The sequence below is a fragment of the Phocaeicola coprocola genome, from assembly GCF_041333015.1.
Classification (GTDB): domain Bacteria; phylum Bacteroidota; class Bacteroidia; order Bacteroidales; family Bacteroidaceae; genus Phocaeicola; species Phocaeicola coprocola.
The window spans coordinates 259348-280300 of sequence record NZ_JBGKGM010000001.1 but is presented as its reverse complement, the minus strand read 5'-3'; the positions used below and the strand labels follow the sequence as shown (position 1 = coordinate 280300).

General features: G+C 39.8%; 18 protein-coding genes and 1 pseudogene. 15 read left to right on the top strand and 4 right to left on the bottom strand.

The window, feature by feature from the left end:
- Positions 1 to 92 precede the first annotated feature (92 nt).
- The 8 genes from purB (at position 93) to tsf (ending at position 8190) form a co-directional block, all read left to right on the top strand.
- On the top strand, positions 93 to 1439 hold the full coding sequence (purB, locus tag ACDG22_RS01090; RefSeq protein ID WP_040312082.1) for an adenylosuccinate lyase: 1347 nt from the start codon (positions 93 to 95) through the stop codon (positions 1437 to 1439).
- 61 nt (positions 1440 to 1500) lie between these two features.
- A complete protein-coding gene (locus tag ACDG22_RS01085; RefSeq protein WP_040312081.1) occupies positions 1501 to 2853 on the top strand; it encodes a pseudouridine synthase in 1353 nt (450 codons plus the stop codon).
- Between the two features lie 20 nt (positions 2854 to 2873).
- Positions 2874 to 4277, top strand: a complete 1404-nt coding sequence (asnS, locus tag ACDG22_RS01080) for an asparagine--tRNA ligase (protein ID WP_007569892.1) — start codon at positions 2874 to 2876, stop codon at positions 4275 to 4277.
- Between the two features lie 216 nt (positions 4278 to 4493).
- Positions 4494 to 4985: a DUF4488 domain-containing protein gene (locus ACDG22_RS01075; RefSeq protein ID WP_007569889.1), complete on the top strand. Its 492-nt coding sequence runs from the start codon at positions 4494 to 4496 to the stop codon at positions 4983 to 4985.
- Positions 4986 to 5188: 203 nt separating this feature from the next.
- The gene (gene rplM, locus ACDG22_RS01070; RefSeq protein WP_007569888.1) at positions 5189 to 5650 is read left to right on the top strand and encodes a 50S ribosomal protein L13; all 462 of its coding nucleotides are present in this window, start codon (positions 5189 to 5191) and stop codon (positions 5648 to 5650) included.
- 6 nt (positions 5651 to 5656) lie between these two features.
- Positions 5657 to 6043, top strand: a complete 387-nt coding sequence (gene rpsI / locus ACDG22_RS01065; RefSeq protein WP_007569886.1) for a 30S ribosomal protein S9 — start codon at positions 5657 to 5659, stop codon at positions 6041 to 6043.
- A 186-nt stretch (positions 6044 to 6229) separates the two neighbouring features.
- The gene (gene rpsB, locus ACDG22_RS01060) at positions 6230 to 7066 is read left to right on the top strand and encodes a 30S ribosomal protein S2 (protein ID WP_040312080.1); all 837 of its coding nucleotides are present in this window, start codon (positions 6230 to 6232) and stop codon (positions 7064 to 7066) included.
- A gap of 131 nt (positions 7067 to 7197) precedes the next feature.
- Entirely contained in the window at positions 7198 to 8190 is a 993-nt protein-coding gene (gene tsf / locus ACDG22_RS01055; RefSeq protein ID WP_007569881.1) for a translation elongation factor Ts, read from the top strand.
- A 354-nt stretch (positions 8191 to 8544) separates the two neighbouring features.
- Here the strand turns inward: tsf and ACDG22_RS01050 are convergent, their stop codons facing one another.
- Positions 8545 to 8883: a translation initiation factor gene (locus tag ACDG22_RS01050; protein ID WP_007569877.1), complete on the bottom strand. Its 339-nt coding sequence runs from the start codon at positions 8881 to 8883 to the stop codon at positions 8545 to 8547.
- A gap of 113 nt (positions 8884 to 8996) precedes the next feature.
- Between ACDG22_RS01050 and ACDG22_RS01045 the strand changes: the two genes are divergently transcribed.
- The 3 genes from ACDG22_RS01045 to ispF are packed head-to-tail and all read left to right on the top strand — an operon-like array spanning position 8997 to position 10750.
- Positions 8997 to 9650, top strand: coding sequence for a redox-sensing transcriptional repressor Rex (locus ACDG22_RS01045; protein WP_007569875.1), 654 nt, complete (start codon positions 8997 to 8999; stop codon positions 9648 to 9650).
- Between the two features lie 6 nt (positions 9651 to 9656).
- Positions 9657 to 10274 (top strand): fumarylacetoacetate hydrolase family protein, encoded by a 618-nt coding sequence (locus tag ACDG22_RS01040; protein ID WP_270230556.1) that lies wholly within the window; start codon positions 9657 to 9659, stop codon positions 10272 to 10274.
- Positions 10271 to 10750 carry a 2-C-methyl-D-erythritol 2,4-cyclodiphosphate synthase gene (gene ispF / locus ACDG22_RS01035; RefSeq protein ID WP_007569871.1) on the top strand — a complete coding sequence of 160 codons (480 nt, stop codon included), beginning with the start codon at positions 10271 to 10273 and terminating at the stop codon, positions 10748 to 10750. Before ACDG22_RS01040 ends, ispF begins: the two co-directional genes overlap by 4 nt.
- On the opposite strand, the gene ACDG22_RS01030 is transcribed toward ispF, so the two are convergent.
- Together ACDG22_RS01030 and ACDG22_RS01025 are read right to left on the bottom strand one after the other, a co-directional pair.
- On the bottom strand, positions 10747 to 11697 hold the full coding sequence (locus ACDG22_RS01030; protein WP_007569869.1) for an acyltransferase family protein: 951 nt from the start codon (positions 11695 to 11697) through the stop codon (positions 10747 to 10749). The two genes, ispF and ACDG22_RS01030, sit on opposite strands and share 4 nt — an antisense overlap.
- A gap of 24 nt (positions 11698 to 11721) precedes the next feature.
- Positions 11722 to 12612 (bottom strand): 1,4-dihydroxy-2-naphthoate polyprenyltransferase, encoded by an 891-nt coding sequence (locus tag ACDG22_RS01025; protein WP_022125920.1) that lies wholly within the window; start codon positions 12610 to 12612, stop codon positions 11722 to 11724.
- Positions 12613 to 12717: 105 nt separating this feature from the next.
- Between ACDG22_RS01025 and ACDG22_RS01020 the strand changes: the two genes are divergently transcribed.
- The 3 genes from ACDG22_RS01020 to ACDG22_RS01010 all read left to right on the top strand — a co-directional run bounded on the left by ACDG22_RS01020 (position 12718) and on the right by ACDG22_RS01010 (position 19126).
- Positions 12718 to 13545 carry a metallophosphoesterase gene (locus tag ACDG22_RS01020; protein WP_270212873.1) on the top strand — a complete coding sequence of 276 codons (828 nt, stop codon included), beginning with the start codon at positions 12718 to 12720 and terminating at the stop codon, positions 13543 to 13545.
- Between the two features lie 139 nt (positions 13546 to 13684).
- Positions 13685 to 16954, top strand: coding sequence for a SusC/RagA family TonB-linked outer membrane protein (locus ACDG22_RS01015; RefSeq protein WP_270230555.1), 3270 nt, complete (start codon positions 13685 to 13687; stop codon positions 16952 to 16954).
- A gap of 33 nt (positions 16955 to 16987) precedes the next feature.
- Positions 16988 to 19126, top strand: a complete 2139-nt coding sequence (locus ACDG22_RS01010) for a RagB/SusD family nutrient uptake outer membrane protein (protein WP_270230554.1) — start codon at positions 16988 to 16990, stop codon at positions 19124 to 19126.
- Between the two features lie 34 nt (positions 19127 to 19160).
- On the opposite strand, the gene ACDG22_RS01005 is transcribed toward ACDG22_RS01010, so the two are convergent.
- Positions 19161 to 19388: a hypothetical protein gene (locus tag ACDG22_RS01005; protein ID WP_007571301.1), complete on the bottom strand. Its 228-nt coding sequence runs from the start codon at positions 19386 to 19388 to the stop codon at positions 19161 to 19163.
- On the opposite strand from ACDG22_RS01005, the pseudogene ACDG22_RS01000 reads away from it, so the two are divergent.
- A pseudogene (locus ACDG22_RS01000) lies at positions 19389 to 20925 on the top strand (alpha-N-arabinofuranosidase).
- Positions 20926 to 20953: the final 28 nt, after the last annotated feature.

The window sequence follows — 20953 nt, the reverse complement described above, 5'->3', positions numbered from 1 at the left end:
CAATGTTACTCCCTTCAACTCGGGAAAAAACATTACCTTTGCACTCTCAATAATGATCATTATATAGACTCAAAAAGTATTTGTGAAACATGATGGAGCTTGATTTACTCACAGCTATATCACCTATTGACGGTCGATACAGAAGCAAAGCCGGTGCTTTGGCTGCTTATTTTTCAGAGTTTGCACTGATAAAATATCGTGTGCAGGTTGAAATCGAATATTTTATAACTTTGTGTGAATTGCCGTTGCCGCAGCTGAAAAGTTTCGATTCAGCACGTTTCGAATCATTGCGTGATATTTATCGTAACTTCTCAGAAGCAGACGCTCAGCGCATTAAAGAGATTGAAAGTGTTACAAACCATGATGTAAAGGCTGTTGAGTATTTCATCAAGGAACAGTTTGATAAATTGGGAGGTCTGGAATCTTATAAGGAATTTATTCATTTCGGTCTGACTTCTCAGGATATTAATAATACTTCTGTGCCTTTGTCTATCAAAGATGCATTGAATGATGTTTATTATCCGCAGATTCAGAAGCTGATTGATCAGCTGACAGCGTATGCGGAAGAATGGAAAGATATTCCGATGTTGGCTAAAACACACGGTCAACCGGCATCTCCAACTCGTCTGGGTAAAGAAATTATGGTATTTGCTTACCGTTTGAACCGTCAGTTGGCTGTTCTGAAAGCATGTCCTATTACTGCTAAGTTTGGTGGTGCAACTGGTAATTATAATGCTCATCATGTAGCATATCCGGAGTTTGACTGGAAAGCGTTCGGAAATAAGTTCGTTGCAGAAAAGCTCGGTCTGGAGCGTGAAGAATATACTACTCAGATTTCTAATTACGATAATCTTGGTGCCATATTTGATGCTATGAAACGTATCAATACGATTATGATTGATATGAATCGTGATTTCTGGCAGTATATTTCTATGGAATACTTTAAACAGAAAATCAAAGCGGGAGAAGTTGGTTCAAGTGCGATGCCTCATAAAGTAAATCCTATCGATTTTGAAAATGCAGAGGGTAACTTGGGTATGGCAAATGCTGTATTGGAACATTTGTCGTCTAAACTCCCTGTATCACGTTTGCAGCGTGACTTGACAGACTCTACGGTTTTGCGTAACATCGGTGTTCCGTTCGGACATACAGTAATTGCTATCCAGAGCTCATTGAAAGGACTCGGTAAATTGCTGTTGAACGTGCATAAGATTTATGAGGACTTGGATAACTGTTGGAGTGTAGTGGCAGAAGCTATTCAGACTATTCTCCGCCGTGAGGCATATCCACATCCTTATGAAGCATTGAAAGCGCTGACTCGTACAAATCAGGCTATCAACGAAGCTTCTATTAAAGACTTTATTGAAACACTGAATGTCAGTGAAGATATTAAGAAAGAATTGCGTGCGATAACTCCGCACAATTATACAGGAATGTAATATAAAAAAGTCTAGCCCGAGAAGGGTGCATTTATTAATTTATAAACAGAAAACAACAATTATGGCAGAAAGAGAAAACAGACAAGATGGTGAAAACACTCAGTCTGGCCGCGATGGTTACAAGTCTTACAACAGAGAAGGTTATAACAGATACAACCGCAACGAGGGAGGTAATAATTATGGACGTCGTCCGCGCTTTGCTTCGAATAATGAAGGAGGTGAGCGTCCTCAGCGTTCTTACAACTCTCGTTACAATAATAATGGTGACGGTGGAGAACAGCGTCCGTATCGTCCGCGTTTTAACGGTGGTCAGCAGGGTGAAGGTGGTTATCGCCAGCAACGCTCATATGGCAATCGTCCGTCGTACGATAATAATAACGGTGAGCGTTCTTCATACAATCCGAACTTTAATAATAATGCTCGTCCGCATCGTCCGTATAATTCTCGTTATAATAGCAACAATAATGGAGAAGGTGGAGAGCAACGTTCATATCGCCCTCGTTTCAATAATGCACAGCAGGGTGAAGGTGGATATCGTCCGCAGCGTCCTCGTTTCAATAACGGTGGCGGACAGCAAGGAGGATACAATCGCCAGCAGGGTGGAGGATATCGTCCTCGTACAGCCGACTATAATCCGAATGCTAAGTATAGCATGAAGAAGCAAATAGAATACAAGGATGTATTGACTGATCCGGATGAACCAATTCGTTTGAATAAATTCTTGGCAAATGCTGGAATCTGTTCTCGTCGTGAGGCTGATGAATTTATTACTGCCGGAGTTGTTTCGGTAAATGGAGTAGTGGTTACTGAACTTGGTACAAAGGTAAAACGTACAGATGAAATTAAGTTCCACGATCAGCCGGTTAATATCGAACGTAAAGTATACGTTTTGTTGAACAAGCCGAAGGACTGTGTTACTACTTCTGATGACCCTCAGGAGCGTAAGACTGTTATGGATTTTGTAAAAGGTGCTTGTAAGGAACGTATTTATCCGGTAGGACGTCTGGACCGTAATACAACTGGTGTATTGCTGCTGACCAATGACGGTGATTTGGCTTCGAAACTGACTCATCCAAAATATCTGAAGAAGAAAATCTATCACGTTTATTGTGATAAGAATGTGACTAAGGCTGATTTGGATCAGATCGTATCTGGTATTACTCTGGATGACGGTGAAATTCATGCTGACGCAGTTAGCTATGCTTCAGAAACAGATAAGTCGCAGGTTGGTATCGAAATACACTCAGGAAAGAATCGTATCGTACGTCGTATTTTCGAAGCTTTGGGCTATCGTGTAATTAAGCTGGACCGTGTATATTTTGCAGGACTGACTAAGAAGGGCTTGCGTCGCGGTGACTGGCGTTACCTGACTGAGCAGGAAGTAAACATGCTCCGTATGGGATCTTTTGAATAATTAGTTAATGAAATAATAACATGGAAACAATTCGTAGAACAAAAATTGTTGACCTTTTGAAATGCCGTGATTTCGGGACAATGGTCAATGTGAAAGGGTGGGTTCGTACTCGCCGTGGTAGCAAACAGGTAAACTTCATTGCCTTGAATGACGGTTCTACTATAAATAATGTACAGGTCGTTGTCGATTTGGCAAACTTTGATGAAGAGTTACTGAAACAAATTACTACTGGTGCATGTATCAGCGTAAATGGCGAACTGGTAGAATCGGTAGGGTCAGGACAAGCTGCAGAAATTCAGGCTCGTGAAATAGAAGTGTTGGGTACTTGTGACAATACTTATCCTCTTCAGAAGAAAGGACACTCTATGGAATTTTTGCGTGAGATCGCTCATTTGCGTCCACGTACTAATACTTTTGGAGCTGTGTTCCGTATTCGTCATAATATGGCTATAGCTATTCATAAGTTCTTCCATGAACGTGGATTCTTCTATTTCCATACACCTCTTATTACAGCTTCCGATTGTGAAGGTGCCGGTCAGATGTTCCAGGTAACAACAATGAATCTGTACGATCTGAAAAAGGATGAGAATGGATCTATCATTTATGATAATGACTTTTTCGGCAAACAGGCTAGCTTGACTGTTTCAGGTCAGCTGGAAGGTGAATTGGCTGCTACTGCATTGGGCGCTATTTATACATTTGGTCCGACATTCCGTGCTGAAAATTCAAACACTCCACGTCACTTGGCTGAGTTCTGGATGATTGAGCCGGAAGTTGCTTTCAATGATATCAATGACAATATGGACTTGGCAGAAGAGTTCATTAAGTATTGTGTTCAGTGGGCGCTTGATAACTGCTACGATGATGTGAAATTCCTGAATGATATGTTCGATAAAGGATTGATCGAACGTCTGCAGGGTGTGTTGAAGGAAGAATTTGTACGTTTGCCTTATACAGAAGGTGTCAAGATCCTGGAAGATGCTGTTGCTAAAGGTCACAAGTTTGAATTCCCTGTATATTGGGGTGTAGACTTGGCTTCTGAACATGAACGTTATCTGGTGGAAGAACACTTCAAACGTCCTGTTATCTTGACAGATTACCCGAAGGAAATCAAGGCATTCTATATGAAACAGAATGAAGATGGTAAGACTGTTCGTGCAATGGATGTGCTCTTCCCGAAAATTGGTGAAATTATCGGTGGATCTGAACGTGAGGCTGATTATGACAAGCTGTTGACTCGTATTCAGGAACTGAATATTCCGATGAAAGATATGTGGTGGTATCTTGATACACGTAAGTACGGTTCATGTCCTCACTCTGGCTTTGGATTGGGATTCGAACGTTTGCTGCTGTTCGTTACAGGTATGGCAAATATTCGTGATGTAATTCCTTTCCCGCGTACTCCGCGTAATGCTGAATTCTAAAAAAGCTTTTATTCATAATACAACAAGAGACGGATTTCTGAATACAGAATTCTGTCTCTTGTTTTTTCTTGTCATGTGAAAATCCGTTTTTTCAGGATGAAGTAAAGTAGTAAGGAATAGTGAAATAAAAACGTGAAATTATAACTTTTAATGCGATATATTTTATATATTTGTATATCAACTCATTTCTCGTTTAACCTCTTAAATTTATTTGTTATGAAAACACGTTCTTTATTCCTTTGGGTAGTATCCCTCTTTTTGGGCGTTACAAATTTGTTGGCTCAGGATGTTCAGGAAAAAATTCCTTCTACATTGAATGGTGTATGGCAAATGTGTTTTTACCGCTCTAGTTCTCCTAATGTTGTAGGTGAGTTGAAGACAGGTAATTCTCTTAAGATTCTTTCAGATGATGGGCGTTTTATTAATTTGGTAATGATGCAGACCGGCGCTATCATTATCGGCTATGGTACATATAAGCAGGAGTCCGAGAATTCATATACAGAATACGTAGAGAAGAATCTGCATTTGCCACAGCTGAATGGAGGAAAAAATGTAATGCAGTTTGAATTAGAGGAAAATGGTAACCTGATGCTTGTGAAGTATTATCTGAAAACTGACCGTAATGGAAATAAAATAGACTCTTGGTGTCATGAAATATGGAAAAGGGTAGAGATGCCTTCTGCTTATCCTGAAAATATCATTCGCTAATTACCCCTAAGTCAGAGGCTTGTGTGTAGAAAAAAAAACTTAAAATCTTTGTCAGTTCAGATAAAAGCAGTAATTTTGCAAGCCGATTATTATCAAATAGTGATAAAAGTTTAATTCTGAAGGCTTTATATCTTCTTTGTCCGGGAAGAGTAAGTTGTAGGAATTTGTTTTTTAGTAGTTAACATTTTAAAAAAGATTTAAGAGTGGATACTTTAAGTTACAAGACCATTTCTGCAAACAAAGAAACTGCGACTAAAGAATGGGTCGTAGTGGATGCTACCGATCAGGTGGTAGGTCGCCTCGGTGCAAAAGTTGCAAAGTTGTTGAGAGGTAAGTATAAACCAAACTTCACCCCTCATGTAGACTGCGGTGATAACGTTATTATCATCAATGCAGACAAAGTGAAATTTACAGGAAACAAGTGGAATGATAAAATCTACTTGAGCTACACCGGTTATCCAGGTGGTCAGCGCGAAATTACTCCGGCTCGCTTGATGGCTAAACCGAACGGCGCTGAAAAATTGATGAAGAGAGTAGTAAAAGGTATGCTTCCGAAAAATCGTCTGGGAGCTAAGTTGCTGGGCAACCTTTATGTATACGAAGGTGCTGAACATAAGCATGAAGCTCAGACTCCGAAAGTAATTGATATTAACACACTTAAATAATAAAGAATGGAAGTAGTAAATGCATTAGGCAGACGTAAAAGCGCAGTTGCTCGCGTTTTCGTAAGCGAAGGTACAGGAAAGATTACTATTAACAAGAGAGACCTTGCACAGTACTTTCCATCAACTATTCTGCAGTATGTAGTAAAACAGCCTTTGAATAAGCTGGAAGTAGCTGAAAAATATGATATTAAAGTTAACTTGTGCGGTGGTGGATTTACTGGTCAGTCACAGGCTTTGCGTCTGGCTATCGCTCGTGCACTGGTTAAAATTAACCCTGAAGACAAGAAGACTCTTCGTGCAGAAGGCTTCATGACTCGTGATCCTCGTTCTGTTGAACGTAAAAAACCGGGTCGTCCAAAAGCACGTCGCAGATTCCAGTTCAGTAAACGTTAAGAGTTGGTGGAATGTTGGAACGGACAAGTTGCTTAATTTTTTTCAACTTTCACTTTTCAACTCTCAACTAAGAAAGCGTTTAGTATCTAAACCGTCGGGATTTTCCCTACAAGTGTTTGCGGAGAAACTACCCGGCAGTTGGTTCAATTAACAAAAAAGAAAGTAAACGATTTAAAGATTAAAACAATGTCAAGAGTAAATTTTGATACATTATTGGAGGCTGGTTGCCACTTCGGACACCTTAAGAGAAAGTGGAACCCTGCAATGGCTCCTTATATTTTCATGGAACGCAACGGAATCCATATCATCGACCTGAACAAAACCGTTGCTAAAGTTGATGAAGCTGCTGAAGCTTTGAAGCAGATTGCAAAATCAGGAAAGAAAGTCCTGTTTGTTGCTACTAAAAAACAAGCAAAACAGGTAGTAGCTGAGAAAGCTGCTTCTGTAAACATGCCTTATGTAATCGAGCGTTGGCCGGGTGGTATGTTGACTAACTTCCCGACTATCCGTAAGGCTGTGAAGAAAATGGCTACTATCGATAAATTGACTAACGATGGTACTTATTCAAACTTGTCAAAGAGAGAAGTTCTTCAGATTTCTCGTCAGCGTGCTAAATTGGAAAAGAACTTAGGTTCTATCGCTGATTTGACTCGTCTGCCGTCTGCATTGTTCGTTATCGACGTATTGAAAGAAAATATCGCAGTTCGCGAAGCTAACCGTTTGGGTATTCCTGTATTCGCTATCGTTGATACAAACTCAGATCCTTCAAACGTAGATTTTGTAATTCCTGCAAATGATGACGCTACTAAGTCTGTAGAAGTTATCTTGGATGCTTGCTGCGCTGCTATGGCAGAAGGTTTGGAAGAAAGAAAAGCTGAAAAAGTAGATATGGAAGCTGCTGGTGAAAATGCACCAAAAGCAGCTAAGAAGAAAACTACTAAAGCACGCATGGATAAGGCTGAAGAAGACGCAATCAATGCTGCTAAAGCTGCCGCTTTCATCGGTAAAGACGAAGAAGCTTAATATACTTTAAGTTGAGAGTTGAGAGTTGAAAGTTGAGAGTTACTATATAAAAGCAATTCTCAACTCTCTGTTCTCAGCTCTCATTTGCTTTATAATAGATTTATTTATTAACTCAATAAAAAGAAATTACTATGGCTGTAAGTATGGCTGATATCACCAAGCTTCGTAAAATGACTGGAGCTGGTATGATGGACTGTAAAAACGCTTTGACTGAATCAGAAGGCGATTTCGACAAAGCAGTGGAAATTATCCGTAAGAAAGGACAGGCTGTTGCTGCAAAACGTTCTGACCGTGAAACTTCAGAAGGTTGTGTATTGGCAAAATCAACAGGTGACTATGCTGCTATGATTGCTTTGAAGTGTGAAACTGACTTCGTTGCTAAAAATGCAGATTTCGTTGCTTTGACTCAAGCTATCCTTGACGCTGCTATCGCTAACAAGTGTCAGACTTTGGATGATGTAAAAGCTCTTCCGATGGGTAGCGGTACTATCGCTGATGCTATCGTTGAACGTAGCGGTATCACTGGTGAAAAGACTGAATTGGATGGCTATTTCTTCGTTTCTGGTGCTTGCACTGCTGTTTACAACCACATGAACAAGAATCAGCTTTGTACAATTGTATCTTTCAATAAAGTTTGCGATGAAAAAGTTGCTCACGAAATCTGTATGCAGATTGCAGCTATGAACCCGATCGCTATCGACGAAGCAGGCGTTCCTGAATCAGTAAAACAAGAGGAAATCAACGTTGCTATCGAAAAAACTAAAGCTGAACAGGTACAGAAGGCTGTAGAAGCTGCTTTGAAGAAAGCTGGCATCAATCCTGCTCATGTAGACAGCGAAGAACACATGGAAAGCAACATGGCTAAGGGATGGATCACTGCTGAAGACGTAGCTAAAGCAAAAGAAATTAAGGAAACTGTAGCTGCTGAAAAGGCTGCTAACCTGCCTCAGGCTATGATCGAAAATATCGCTAAAGGTCGTTTGGGCAAATTCTTGAAAGAAGTTTGTCTGTTGAACCAAGAAAGCATTATGGATCCGAAGAAGAATGTAGCAGAAGTATTGAAAGCTGCAGATCCTGAATTGGCTATCACAGAATTCAAACGTTTCACTTTGCGTGCTGAATAATAACTTCTTCTCTGAGAAGTATTAAAATATAAAGTCATCTATTCCCTTTTGTAGAGAAATAGATGACTTTTTTAATTTTATTTTTTTACAAAGAATATATATTGTGTTGAGCAAACTTTGTTGCATGAAATTTCTATACAATCCTATCTTTGAAAAAAGATCCTTTTATGTCCTTCAGTTCTTCATTCATAATGTCGTAAAAAGGATTTTGAAAACATGCTGAAGTTTTCCCTAAAACTTGCTGATGTTTTGCAAAAAAATGTACAAATACTCTGAACATTTGTACAAAGAATTTGGGTATTTTATCGGTCTTTATTAGGCGTATTGCCTGATGTCTTTTTAGATAATATCAGATCACTTAGTTTGTGTATAGCCCTCTGCTTTTAATAAATCGATAATGCGCTGGCGAAACTCTCCTTGTATCAAGATTTCACCGTCTTTCACAGAACCTCCTACACCACATTTGGTCTTCAGTAGCTTGCCCAGATCTTTCAGATTATCTTCACTGCCGATGAAGCCGGTTATTACAGTAACGGTCTTTCCGCCGCGTCCTTTTTTCTCTATCGAAACGCGAAGCTTTTGCTGTTTTTTATCTAGTGTTTCCACTTCTTCCTCTTCTCCGTTATCGTATTTAAAGTCCGGATTAGTAGAATATACAATGTTCAGTCGGTCTTTCCAATCGTTATTTTTCATGTGAATTAATTTTAATCCGACTCAAAGATAGGTACATTTTTCTATATTCTGTGTGCGTTTCCGAATAAATAGCTTAATTTTGCACAAAGACAGAACCATTATAGAAGCAAAAAATGGCAATACATACTCGTAAAAATACGGAAAAAATACCGGAGCCTACTCTGCGTAGACTGCCGTGGTATCTTTCGAATGCAAAGCTGATGAGAGAGAAAGGAGAGAAGTATGTTTCCTCTACTCAGATTTCAAAGCAAATCAATATTGATGCTTCGCAGATAGCAAAAGATCTTTCGTATGTGGATATTGCCGGACGTACCCGTGTAGGGTATGACATTGATTTGCTGATTCAGGTATTGGAGGATTTTTTGGGATTTACCAATATGCATAAAGCGTATCTTTTCGGAGTAGGAAGCTTGGGAGGAGCATTGTTGCGTGACTCAGGTCTGTCTCATTTTGGCCTTCAGATAGTAGGGGCTTTCGATGTCAATCCCGACTTGGTGGGAACAAAGATAAATGGTATTCCTATTTATCACTCTGATGATTTTGAGAAACGTATGAAACTGGATGGAGTAAATATTGGTGTACTGACTGTTCCTATTGCCATTGCTCAGGAGATTTCAGATAAGATGATTGCAGGAGGTATCAAGGCTATCTGGAATTTTACTCCTTTCCGTATTCGGGTTCCCGAAAATATTGTAGTGCAGAATACATCACTATATGCTCATCTGGCTGTGATGTTCAACCGTTTGAATGAAACAATAAAGAAATAACTTTCCATGAAAATTATAGCTATAGGCATGAACTACCCGTTGCATTGTAAGGAATTGCATGCAGACGAGCCATTGCCACAAGAACCGGTTATCTTTATGAAACCGGACTCTGCCTTGCTGAAGGACAGCAAGCCGTTTTTTATTCCTGATTTCTGCCAGCAGGTAGATTATGAAACCGAACTGGTAGTACGTATAAACCGTTTGGGAAAGAATATATCCGAGCGTTTTGCACATCGCTATTATGATGCTGTAACGGTGGGTATTGACTTTACTGCACGTGATTTGCAACGTAAGTTCCGTGCCGAAGGTAAGCCGTGGGAACTATGTAAGGGATTTGATAATTCGGCTGCTATAGGAGATTGGGTACCGGTAGAGAAGTTTGCCGATATACAGCATATCAATTTCCATTTGGATATTGATGGTAAGACTGTACAGCAGGGGAATACGCAGGACATGCTTTTCAAAGTAGACCAGATTATTGCATACGTCAGTCAGTTCTGTACATTGAAAATTGGAGATATGCTGTTTACAGGAACACCGGTAGGAGTGGGTTCGGTACAGATAGACAATCACTTGGAAGGCTATTTGGAAAACGAAAAAGTTCTTGATTTTTACGTGCGATGAAAATACGTGTAGGATTTGGTTTCGACGTCCATCGTTTAATTGAAGGACGTGAGCTTTGGCTGGGAGGTATCAAGCTGGAGCACGAATTAGGATTGTTGGGACATTCTGATGCTGATGTGCTGATTCACGCCATTTGCGATGCATTGTTGGGAGCGGCAAATATGCGTGATATCGGTTATCATTTTCCTGACAATGCAGGTGAGTTTAAGAATATCGACAGCAAGATTCTGCTGGCAAAAACTATAGATTTGATAGCAACAAAAGGTTATCGAGTTGGCAATATTGATGCAACAGTCTGTGCCGAACGTCCGAAGCTGAAAGCACATATTCCAGAAATGCAGGAAGTGCTGGCTCATGTCATGAACATTGAACCGGAAGACGTATCCATAAAGGCTACTACAACCGAAAAGTTAGGATTTACCGGTCGTGAGGAAGGTATCTCGGCATATGCTACCGTACTGATCGAGCGTGACTAGTCGGCAGAAGAATAGGGAGGAAGCATTTGCTTCTTTCCTAAAAAATAAGGCGAGATATGTAATCGGTCGAATATGTAAGTTACGCCGAAACATCCGCAGATAACAAAAACTACCGAAACTATCGTAAAACAAATGCCTGTCGCATCGAAAGCAAAGAGCGGCAGGTAGAGTTTTGACAAAATAGTAAACACAGGTGAAAAGAGCAGAATAACCAGTGTATTACTGCCAATATAAAGAAGAATCCTTTTTATTTGTTCCGTTAGATAAGTGTAGGTTGCCAGCAGCAAGCTGATTACCAGATATGTAATAGTTACTCCTGCCAGTGTTCCTCGATTCAGATTTTCGGGGAAGTAACAGAGTATAATCAGTGGGAACAAGGCCAAGAGGCTGGGTTGGAAAATACGGATGATATTGTTTCCGCTTTGTCGGATAGCTACTCCTGCCAGAAAATAAATGGCATTGGCAAATGTCAATAACTTCAACTCAGAAAGTCCATATAATAATATTCCTAAAAGGATGAAGCGAGTAATTCCTTTCCATTTATTTGTCATCCTGTACATCAGGTAATAGCTGGCATTACAGAGCATCAGGGTATGGAGATACCAATAAGGTCCCATGGGAGCAATGATGGCTTTATGCAATAAAAGTCCGGCTGACAATTCGGTAACCTTTTCCCTTACGGGGAGAATGGCTGACATGATGACGTATCCGGTTTCCATACAAACATAAGGAATGAATATCCAAAGCAGACTCTGTCCGAAGACTTTGATTTCCTTGTTTACATTATTCAGATATCCGGAAATGACAAGAAAAGCCGACATGTGGAAGGTATAGACTACTTGCTTGGCATACGGATACGAGTCGCCGATGTATACCAGATGGAAAATAATCATCAGGATGATGAATATACACTTTAGAAAATCAAGTTCTTTTACTCTGCTGTTCATGGAAATAACAAATTAACAGTTGTGTCAAGCTGGAATCAATAATCCTGCGGTGAGTAGTATCCCGAATAACAGCATGTTTCGTGACGTTTCTCCCAAAATGGCGTTCAGTTCTTTTCCCCTGTTAATTCGTGCCATTTTCATTGTGGTGAGAATATGAAATAAAAGATAAATCTGAGGTAAGATAGCAGCCCACAGTCTGCCTTCGGTGACAAAATAGAAACAGCTCCAGCATGCAGCCAGTCCCAGTAGAAAATATAGAATAAGTCCGGCACGTGCACCTAACCGTACGACGATGGTTTTCTTTCCGCTTATGGCATCCTGTTCTCTGTCGCGGAAGTTATTTACCATAAGTAATGTATCGATTACGAATCCACAGGCGAGTGAGGCCATTGTTACCGAGGTATTCCAGTCATGTGCCATGACATAGAAAGTACATCCTACAGGTACAAATCCGAAGAATACCAGAACCAGTATATCGCCCCAGCCATGATAGGCAAGCGGATAAGGTCCGGTAGTATATAGGAAAGCAAAAATAATACAAGCAATACCTACTGGAATCATTTCCCAACCACCATATCCAAGCAGGAAAAGCCCTGTTACTGCAGCTAGTGCAGTAGTTACAAGAATCCCTTTTTTCATTCCGGAAGGAGAAATCCAGCCTTGGGCACAGGCACGTTCCGGACCGAGTCTGTCTTCACGGTCGCTTCCTTTCAGGTAATCGTATAAATCGTTTATAAAATTAGCATCTATCTGCATCAGGAAAGCAAAGAGAAAACATAGTATGGCAGGAATTAATTGGAAGTGTCCGTACATGAAAGCAAGTGCACAGCCTAGCATGACAGGAATAGAAGCTGCTGTCAAAGTCTTCGGACGGCTGGCAAGTAACCAGGCTTTTGTAGAGTTTTGTTTTACCATAAATTTGATTTGTTTTTAACAGTACAAAGTTATGAAATTCTGTTGAGACTTTGCCTGGGCAATGGGAAAGTGTTATTTTCGTTTGAAAATTCCAGTAATATAGCCATGAAAAAATTAGTTTGGTTTTCATTTCTTGTATCAGCTGTTTTATTCTCGTCGTGTGCCACAGCTTCTTTATCGAAATATCATGGGATAGGGCGTATAAAAAAATATGATATATATAGCGAACAACTGCCCGATTCGTTTGATGGATTTCGCATTGCGTTTGCATCCGATTTTCATTATGAAAGTCGTTTCGGGAAAAAAAGACTTCCTGGTTTACTGAAAGCCCTGCAAGCAGCTGACGCTGACCTGTTATTATTGGGAGGAGATTATCGGGGACGGAATGGTGGAAACTTGTCGGAGCTTTTTGACGTGCTTTATCAGGTTTGTGTACCTTATGGTACTTATGGAGTAATGGGCAATCATGAGAACAATGCCAATTATGAGATAGTCAGACAGGAAATGGAACGAACCGGTATCCGGTTGCTCGAACATCAGGTAGATACGTTATGGAAAGGAAACCAGTATATTTTACTTTGTGGAATCCGCAATCCGTTCGATTTGACAAAAAACGGTATTTCACCTACACTGTCGCTTCAGGCAGAAGATTATGTCATCATGCTGACTCATACGCCCGATTATGTAGAAGATGTGGATGTCAGCAATACGGATCTGGCTTTGGCTGGACATACTCATGGTGGACAGATCAGCTTTTTCGGACGATATACTCCAGCTCATTTCTCAAAATATGGATCTCGCTTTTTGAGTGGGCTGAAATATAACTCTGCTGGTATACCGGTTATTATAACAAATGGAATAGGTACTTCCCGTAAGGATATCCGTTTGTTTACACCGAGTGAAATCGTTTTGGTTATTCTGCATAAATATTGACAAACTGTTAAAAACCAATTTTTACCACCAAAAAAACAATTTCTCTCCATCGCAGTTCATTAAAAAATTCTAATTTTGGAGTGTATATGATTAAATGTGAACACTTAACTTTATTTATTATCTAAACTAAAAAACACGTATGAATCGACTACTGCTTTTAAGAAGAGTATACTCTACGTTCTTACTGAGTATGTTCTGTGTGCTAGCATTTGCACAAGGTAAACAGATTACAGGTGTCATTAAAGATGGTACAGGTGAACCTATGATCGGTGTAAATGTATTAGTCAAAGGTACAACAAATGGTACTATTACTGATTTTGATGGAAAGTTTGCAATCTCAGATGTGAAAAATTCCGACGTGCTTACTATTACTTATGTAGGTTATGTTCAGCAGTCTATTCCTGTAGGAAATCAAACTTCGTTTAACATTATCTTAAAAGAAGATACTGAAACATTGGACGAAGTTGTGGTTATCGGTTATGGAACTGTTAAGAAACGTGACTTGACAGGTTCTGTTGCATCAGTAAGTAATGAAACTTTAACTGCTAATCCTGTATCAGATGTGTCTCAGGCTTTACAAGGAAAATTGGCCGGTGTATCAGTTACTTCACAAGACGGTCGTCCGGGTGCGGAAGTTTCTATCCGCGTTCGTGGTGGAGGTTCTATTACACAGAGTAATGACCCGTTGTTCATTGTAGATGGATTTCCGGTAAGTTCTATTTCTGATATACCGGCAGATCAGATTGAAACAATCGATGTATTGAAAGATGCTTCATCTACAGCTATTTATGGTGCTCGTGGTGCAAATGGTGTAATTTTGGTTACTACAAAGGGAGCGAAGACTGATAAGCTGTCTGTTACTTATAATGGATACGTGCAGACAAAGGCTGCAGCTAAAACCTTGGATCCGCTTAGTGCACAAGATTACGTGAAGTATCAGTGGGCATATGCTGATGCTTTATCTGGAAATGGTGATGGAGTCGCTAAATATTTTGGATTGGGTGCTGCCTATGGTAATCATTTTGCTGACTATGCGAATGTGGACGTACACGACTGGACTGATGATATGTTGCGTAATGCTATTGCACATACTCATAACCTTTCAATTTCAGGAGGTAGTGAAAAAACAAAATTTGTATTAAATGTCAACTATCTGAATGATGAGGGTATCAAGATTAATTCAGGTTATAACCGTTTCAATACATCATTGAAGTTGAATCAGGAACTGTTGAAAAACCTGAAATTAGATGTTGATATACGTTATTCTGAAGACCAGACAACCGGAAAGGAATCTTCAACAAACGGTAAAGGTTCTTTATTATCTGGTGCATACCGTTGGCGTCCTATTGATAATCCTTTGGGTGATCCTAATGCGTTGAGTGGCTTTGCTATGGGGGCAGATAATATAGATGCTGCTTATGGTAGCCCGGTTGACTGGACTAACGACGTTCAGAACATTGCAAGAAAACAGCGAGTAAGAAGTATAGCTGCTTTATCATGGGATATTATTGAAGGTCTGACTTTACGTGCTGAAGTTGGTGCAGGCCGTAACTGGGGTGAAACTAAATATTATGAAAACGGTTTGACTCAAGGTCATAAGGTAGCAAAACTTACTCGTAGTGAAGGTTATAATTTGCGTAATGTAAATACGCTGAATTATCAGGTTCAGGGCTTGAGTGATAAACATAGCTTGTCATTCTTGTTAGGTCAGGAAACTATTGTTTCTAAATCAAATTCAACTGAAATTGAAGGTCACGGATATCCAGCAGGTTTCGATTTTGATCAAGCTTTTGGTATGATTGATCAGACAGACAAGAGTCTGGCAAAAGATAAGTTTAGCAACTCAATCGGTACTCCAGACAAGACTGTTTCTTTCTTTGCACGTGCTAACTATTCATTGTTGGATCGCTACTTGTTGACTGTTACATTCCGTGCCGATGGTTCTTCTAAGTTTGCTCCAAATCACCGTTGGGGATACTTCCCTGCAGGTGCATTAGCTTGGCGTCTTTCTGATGAATCATTTATGGAAGGTACTCGTAGCTGGTTGGATAATTTGAAACTTCGTTTGTCTTATGGTATGGCAGGAGCTGATAATATTGATGCCAGCCTTTGGAGAGAAACATGGGAGTCTACAACTGTAACTTTCAATGGTCAGACTTATTCAGGATATAAACCTAGCGGTATGCTTTCTAATCCTGATTTGAAATGGGAAACTACTATTTCAAGAAATATCGGTCTTGACTTCGGTTTCTTTAATAATCGCCTTTCTGGTACCATTGATGCTTATTGGAATACGACAAAAGACTTGTTGATGTGTATCCCTATTGATGAAACCACAGGTTATTCATATCAGTATCAAAATATTGGTCAGACCTCAAATAAAGGTATTGAAATTGCTTTAAACTATGATATTCTTCGTACTAAAGACTTTACATTAGGAGTTTCTGCAACTTATAACTACAACCATAATAATATTGATGAGCTGGCTGATAATATCATTGCACAGTACGGTTCTCAGTGGGCTTCTAATTCAACAACTCCGACTTATGATTATGAATTCCGTGAAGGAAAGTCTGTGGGATTGATTCGTGGCTATATTTGTGACGGCTATTATACAACTGCTGACTTTAATTACGATCCGGCAACTCAAATGTACACATTGAAGCCTGGAGTTGCTGATTTGGGTACTCAGGTTGGTAACTATCCTAATCATTATAATCTGCCGGAGGGGCAGGTTGCGTTCCCGGGTGCTATTAAATTGCGTGACTTGGATGGTAATGGTGTCGCTGGTACAGAAGATGTTGCTGATTTGGGTGAAATCACTCATCCTCATACCGGTGGTTTCAATTTAAACATGACATGGAAGGATATTGATTTCAGTGCCGGATTTGCATGGGCAGCTGGAGGTCATGTGTACAATGTCAACTCTTTGATCAATATGTATGGTCAAAAAGATATTGCTCTTGGTGCTAATAAGTTGGAATTCATCAGTGACTGTTATCAGATTTATGATATCCAAAATGGTGAGTTAGTTCGAGTAGTAGAACCGGATGCATTGGATGCATTAAATACTGGTGCTAAATATGGTGTTCCTTATATGGAAAACGGTACAGTTTTATCTACATTTGTTGAAGATGCTTCATTCTTACGTTTGAATACATTGACTATTGGTTATACATTCCCGAAGGCATGGACCAAAAAAATTGGTATGCAGCGTGCACGTGTTTATGCAACTGCTGGTAATTTGTTCACAATTACAGGTTATTCAGGTATTGATCCGGAAGTTAATGCCGATCCGAATAAGAGTACAACAGCTGCCAATACTGGAAACTATCCGTTGTTAGGTATGGACTATGGTACATATCCTCGTGCAAGAACATTTACATTTGGTGTAAACATTACATTCTAATTAAATAATCTGTTAACTAATCAATAAAACGCAATGAAAAAATTATTATATACATATCTAGGTGTTGGGCTATTAATGCTCAATATGACTTCGTGTGAAGATTTTCTGGATTCATCTTCACCTTCTGAAGCTACTCCGGACTTTGTATTCAGTGATGCTTCTACAGCTCGTGGTGCTTTGATGGAAGCTTATGAAAAATGGCGTGCAAAAGCTTATGTGCATGCGAATGGTTTGTTTTATGACTTGGTGGTTTGTGGTTCTGACTCTGAACGCCATCCTGAAAGTTATAATGCACAGGCACGCCATATCCCTGAAAACTTATATTACGGCGGGACTTCTAATTATGATATTAATTCGGGAGGAAATAACGGTGTGAATGCATGGCCGGCTTTGTATAGCATTATCGCTACATGTAATACACTTTGTAATGCTATTGAAGGAACAGATACTTATAAGGATATAGAAGCAGGAACAGGATCGGTAACTGAAATGACCGACCTTTATGGACAGGCTGTGGCTTTACGTGCAACAGCTTATAATGAATTACTTCGTTTTTGGGGTGATGTTCCTCATAACTTGGTTCCGGGTGTAGCTGCTGAAGGCTTGACTCCGCGTGATCAGATTTATGAATATCATATCAATAAACTGATGCAGGTTGAACCTTATATGTATTATTTGGGTGAAAATGTTGGTGCTGATGCCAGTATGATGACTCGTAATTATGTAGATGCATTGATTGGTCGTATGTGTTTATATGCAGGTGGCTATTCTACTCGTCGTACAGATTTAGGTGCTGATTTTTATAAGGATTTGGATGGAAACGTTTTGAGCTTCGACAAGTTAAATACTGTAGATGCTAACAATGCTTTCTATGGTCGCCGTACTGATTATGAAAAGTTCTATGAAATAGCCGAAAGATATTTGCAGAATTGTGTGGATAATCCAGGAACAGCTGCATTATGTACTGTAGACCCTCGTGCTGCAGGTTCTAATGGTCAGACATTTGGAAATCCATATCAGTATGTATTTCAACAAAACAATAATTTAGCTCTTTCTTCTGAAAGTATTTATGAAATACCTGAAACAAGGGGGGTACAGTCAGAACGTCCCTATGCATTCGGACGTCCTAGCTCAGCAAGTAGTTCAAACTGTTATCCATGTAAAAACTATGGTCAGAGCCGTTTCCATCCCACTTATTATTATGGAGATTTCGATCCGAACGATATGCGTCGGGATGTAACTTGTACTGTTACCGGTACAGATGGAAAAAATGGTGTGGAAAAACTGTTGCCATTTGTACCAGGTTCACAAGCTAATGGTGGTGGTATCGCTAATAATAAATGGGACGAAAACCGTCAGCCTGAACCACGTTGGGAAAAACAGCGTCAGTCTGGTATCAATAATCCGTTTGTACGTATGTCAGATGTTATCCTGATGTTAGCAGAAGTAAAGGCTGAACTGGGTGATGAAGTTACTGCTAAACAGTATTTGTCAGAGGTTCATAATCGTGCATTTGCAACTCCGGAACTTGCTAACCTTGATGGATTTATATCTAAATGGGGAGGTATTAAAGAAGCTATTCAGCAAGAACGTAAGCTTGAATTTGGTGGTGAAGGTCTTCGTCGTTATGACTTAATTCGTACAGGAAAACTTCCTGAAGCAATTAAGAAATTGAAAGCAGATTTAGCCGCTATGGTGAATGGCTTGAAAACTAAAGGTTATTATACATTCGAAAATGGAAATACTATTTCATTATATGTATGGACTAAGAGTGTAGATGCAAAGGCTCAGTATGGCTACCGTTTGACTACCCAGTGCACAGATGAAACTGATCCAGTGATGTATCCGGGATGGCGTGGTGTATTTGACGACTGGGAAGGATATACTGGCAATTCAATCTATTCAGCAAATCCTGGTACAAACTTGGCTATTCAAGGTTTGTTTAAGCATATTGAACCGGGTAGCGCTGAGGCTAAAGCACTGGAAGCTGATGGTTATACAATGGTTAACTGGGGTAAGGATATTCTTGATTATGAATCAGACTACTCGGATTATGTATTCCGTGGCTTTGTAGACGGTGAAGCTCCTATTTACTTTGTACCGTTCCATAGCTCTATCTTGGAAACTTCATTAGGTAAGATTACCAATGGTTATGGATTCAAAAATAATTAATCAGTTACTGATTGAATGATTTTTTGATTTACAATTAAATCGCATGAAGAGGATGTGCCGGAAGTTGTTCTGGCACATCTTTTTTATATCCTTCACTCACAAAAACTGTTGAATGTAACAAATGGACTACTAAATGGTAACATACTGTCTTTTGTAATGGAAGGTTTTCTTTTATTTTTGCTGTTGGGTAAAGGTTGAAAAGCAGACTGTGGAAGAATGTTTTTCTGCCAGATTCAACAATTAAAATAAAAACTAAGGACATATGAAAAACACTATTTTAAGGTTGGCATTTTGTGCAGCATTACCGGTTTTAGCACAACAGAAAGCGACAGTTATTGTTCATCCGGATCAGGGAAAACAGGTTATCAACAAAGAAATTTACGGACAGTTTGCCGAACATTTGGGAACTTGTATCTATGGTGGTTTATGGGTAGGAGAAAATTCTTCCATTCCCAATGTGAAAGGATATCGCACAGATGTACTTGAAGCCTTGAAAAAGTTGAAGGCCCCGTGTTGCGCTGGCCGGGTGGTTGCTTTGCTGACGAATATCATTGGATGGACGGTATCGGACCGCGTGAGAATAGACCGAAGATGGTGAATAACAATTGGGGTGGAACGGTAGAGGATAATAGTTTCGGTACGCACGAGTTTTTGAATCTTTGTGAGATATTGGGCTGTGAACCTTATATAAGGGCAATGTAGGTAGTGGCACTGTAGAAGAACTTGCTAAATGGGTAGAATATATGACTGTTGAACAAGGTAGCCCGATGGCGCAGTTGCGCAAAGAAAACGGTAGGGAGAAGCCTTGGAAAGTAAAATATATCGGAGTAGGAAATGAAAGTTGGGGATGTGGAGGTAATATGTATCCGGAATATTATTCCGACCTCTATCGCCGTTATCAGACTTATTGCCGTAACTACGGAGGCAACCGTTTATATAAAATCGCTAGTGGAGCAAGTGATTACGATTATCGCTGGACAGAGGTACTGATGCAGAGGGCTGCACAACAAATGGATGGACTTTCCTTGCATTATTATACTGTAACAGGATGGTCGGGCAGTAAGGGATCTGCAACAGATTTTTCAACAGATGATTATTACTGGACATTGGGAAAATGTCGTGAGATTGAAGATGTGATAAAACGTCATATTGCTATTATGGATAAATATGATCCGCAGAAACGTGTAGGATTGATTGTCGATGAATGGGGAACCTGGTGGGATGAGGAGCCAGGTACTATATCCGGACATCTGTTTCAGCAAAATACATTGCGCGATGCTCTTGTTGCTTCGCTGACATTGGATATTTTCCATAAATATACAGACCGGATCAAGATGACCAATATAGCTCAGATTGCCAATGTGCTCCAGTCTATGATTCTGACAAAGAAAGATAAAATGGTACTGACTCCTACTTATCATGTGTTCGAAATGTATAATGTACATCAGGATGCTACTTTTTTACCTCTCGATTTGCAGTGTGAGCGTAAGATAGTGCGTGGCGACCGGATTGTCCCGATGGTCAGTGCGACAGCTTCACGTAATAAGGAAGGCGTTGTTCATATCTCGTTGTCGAATGTTGATTTGACCGAATCTCAGGATATTACTTTATCTTTGGGAGATATGTCGATTAAATCGGTTACAGGACGTATTCTGACTTCAGAAAGTATTGACGACTATAATTCATTTGAACATTCGGATGTGGTTGTTCCTAAAGATTTTAAGGGAGCCAAAATTCAGAAAAATGGATTACAAGTCAAACTTCCGGCTAAATCAATTGTAGTGCTGGAAGTAAAATAAGTGGCTTTTTAATACAAAAATAAGAACC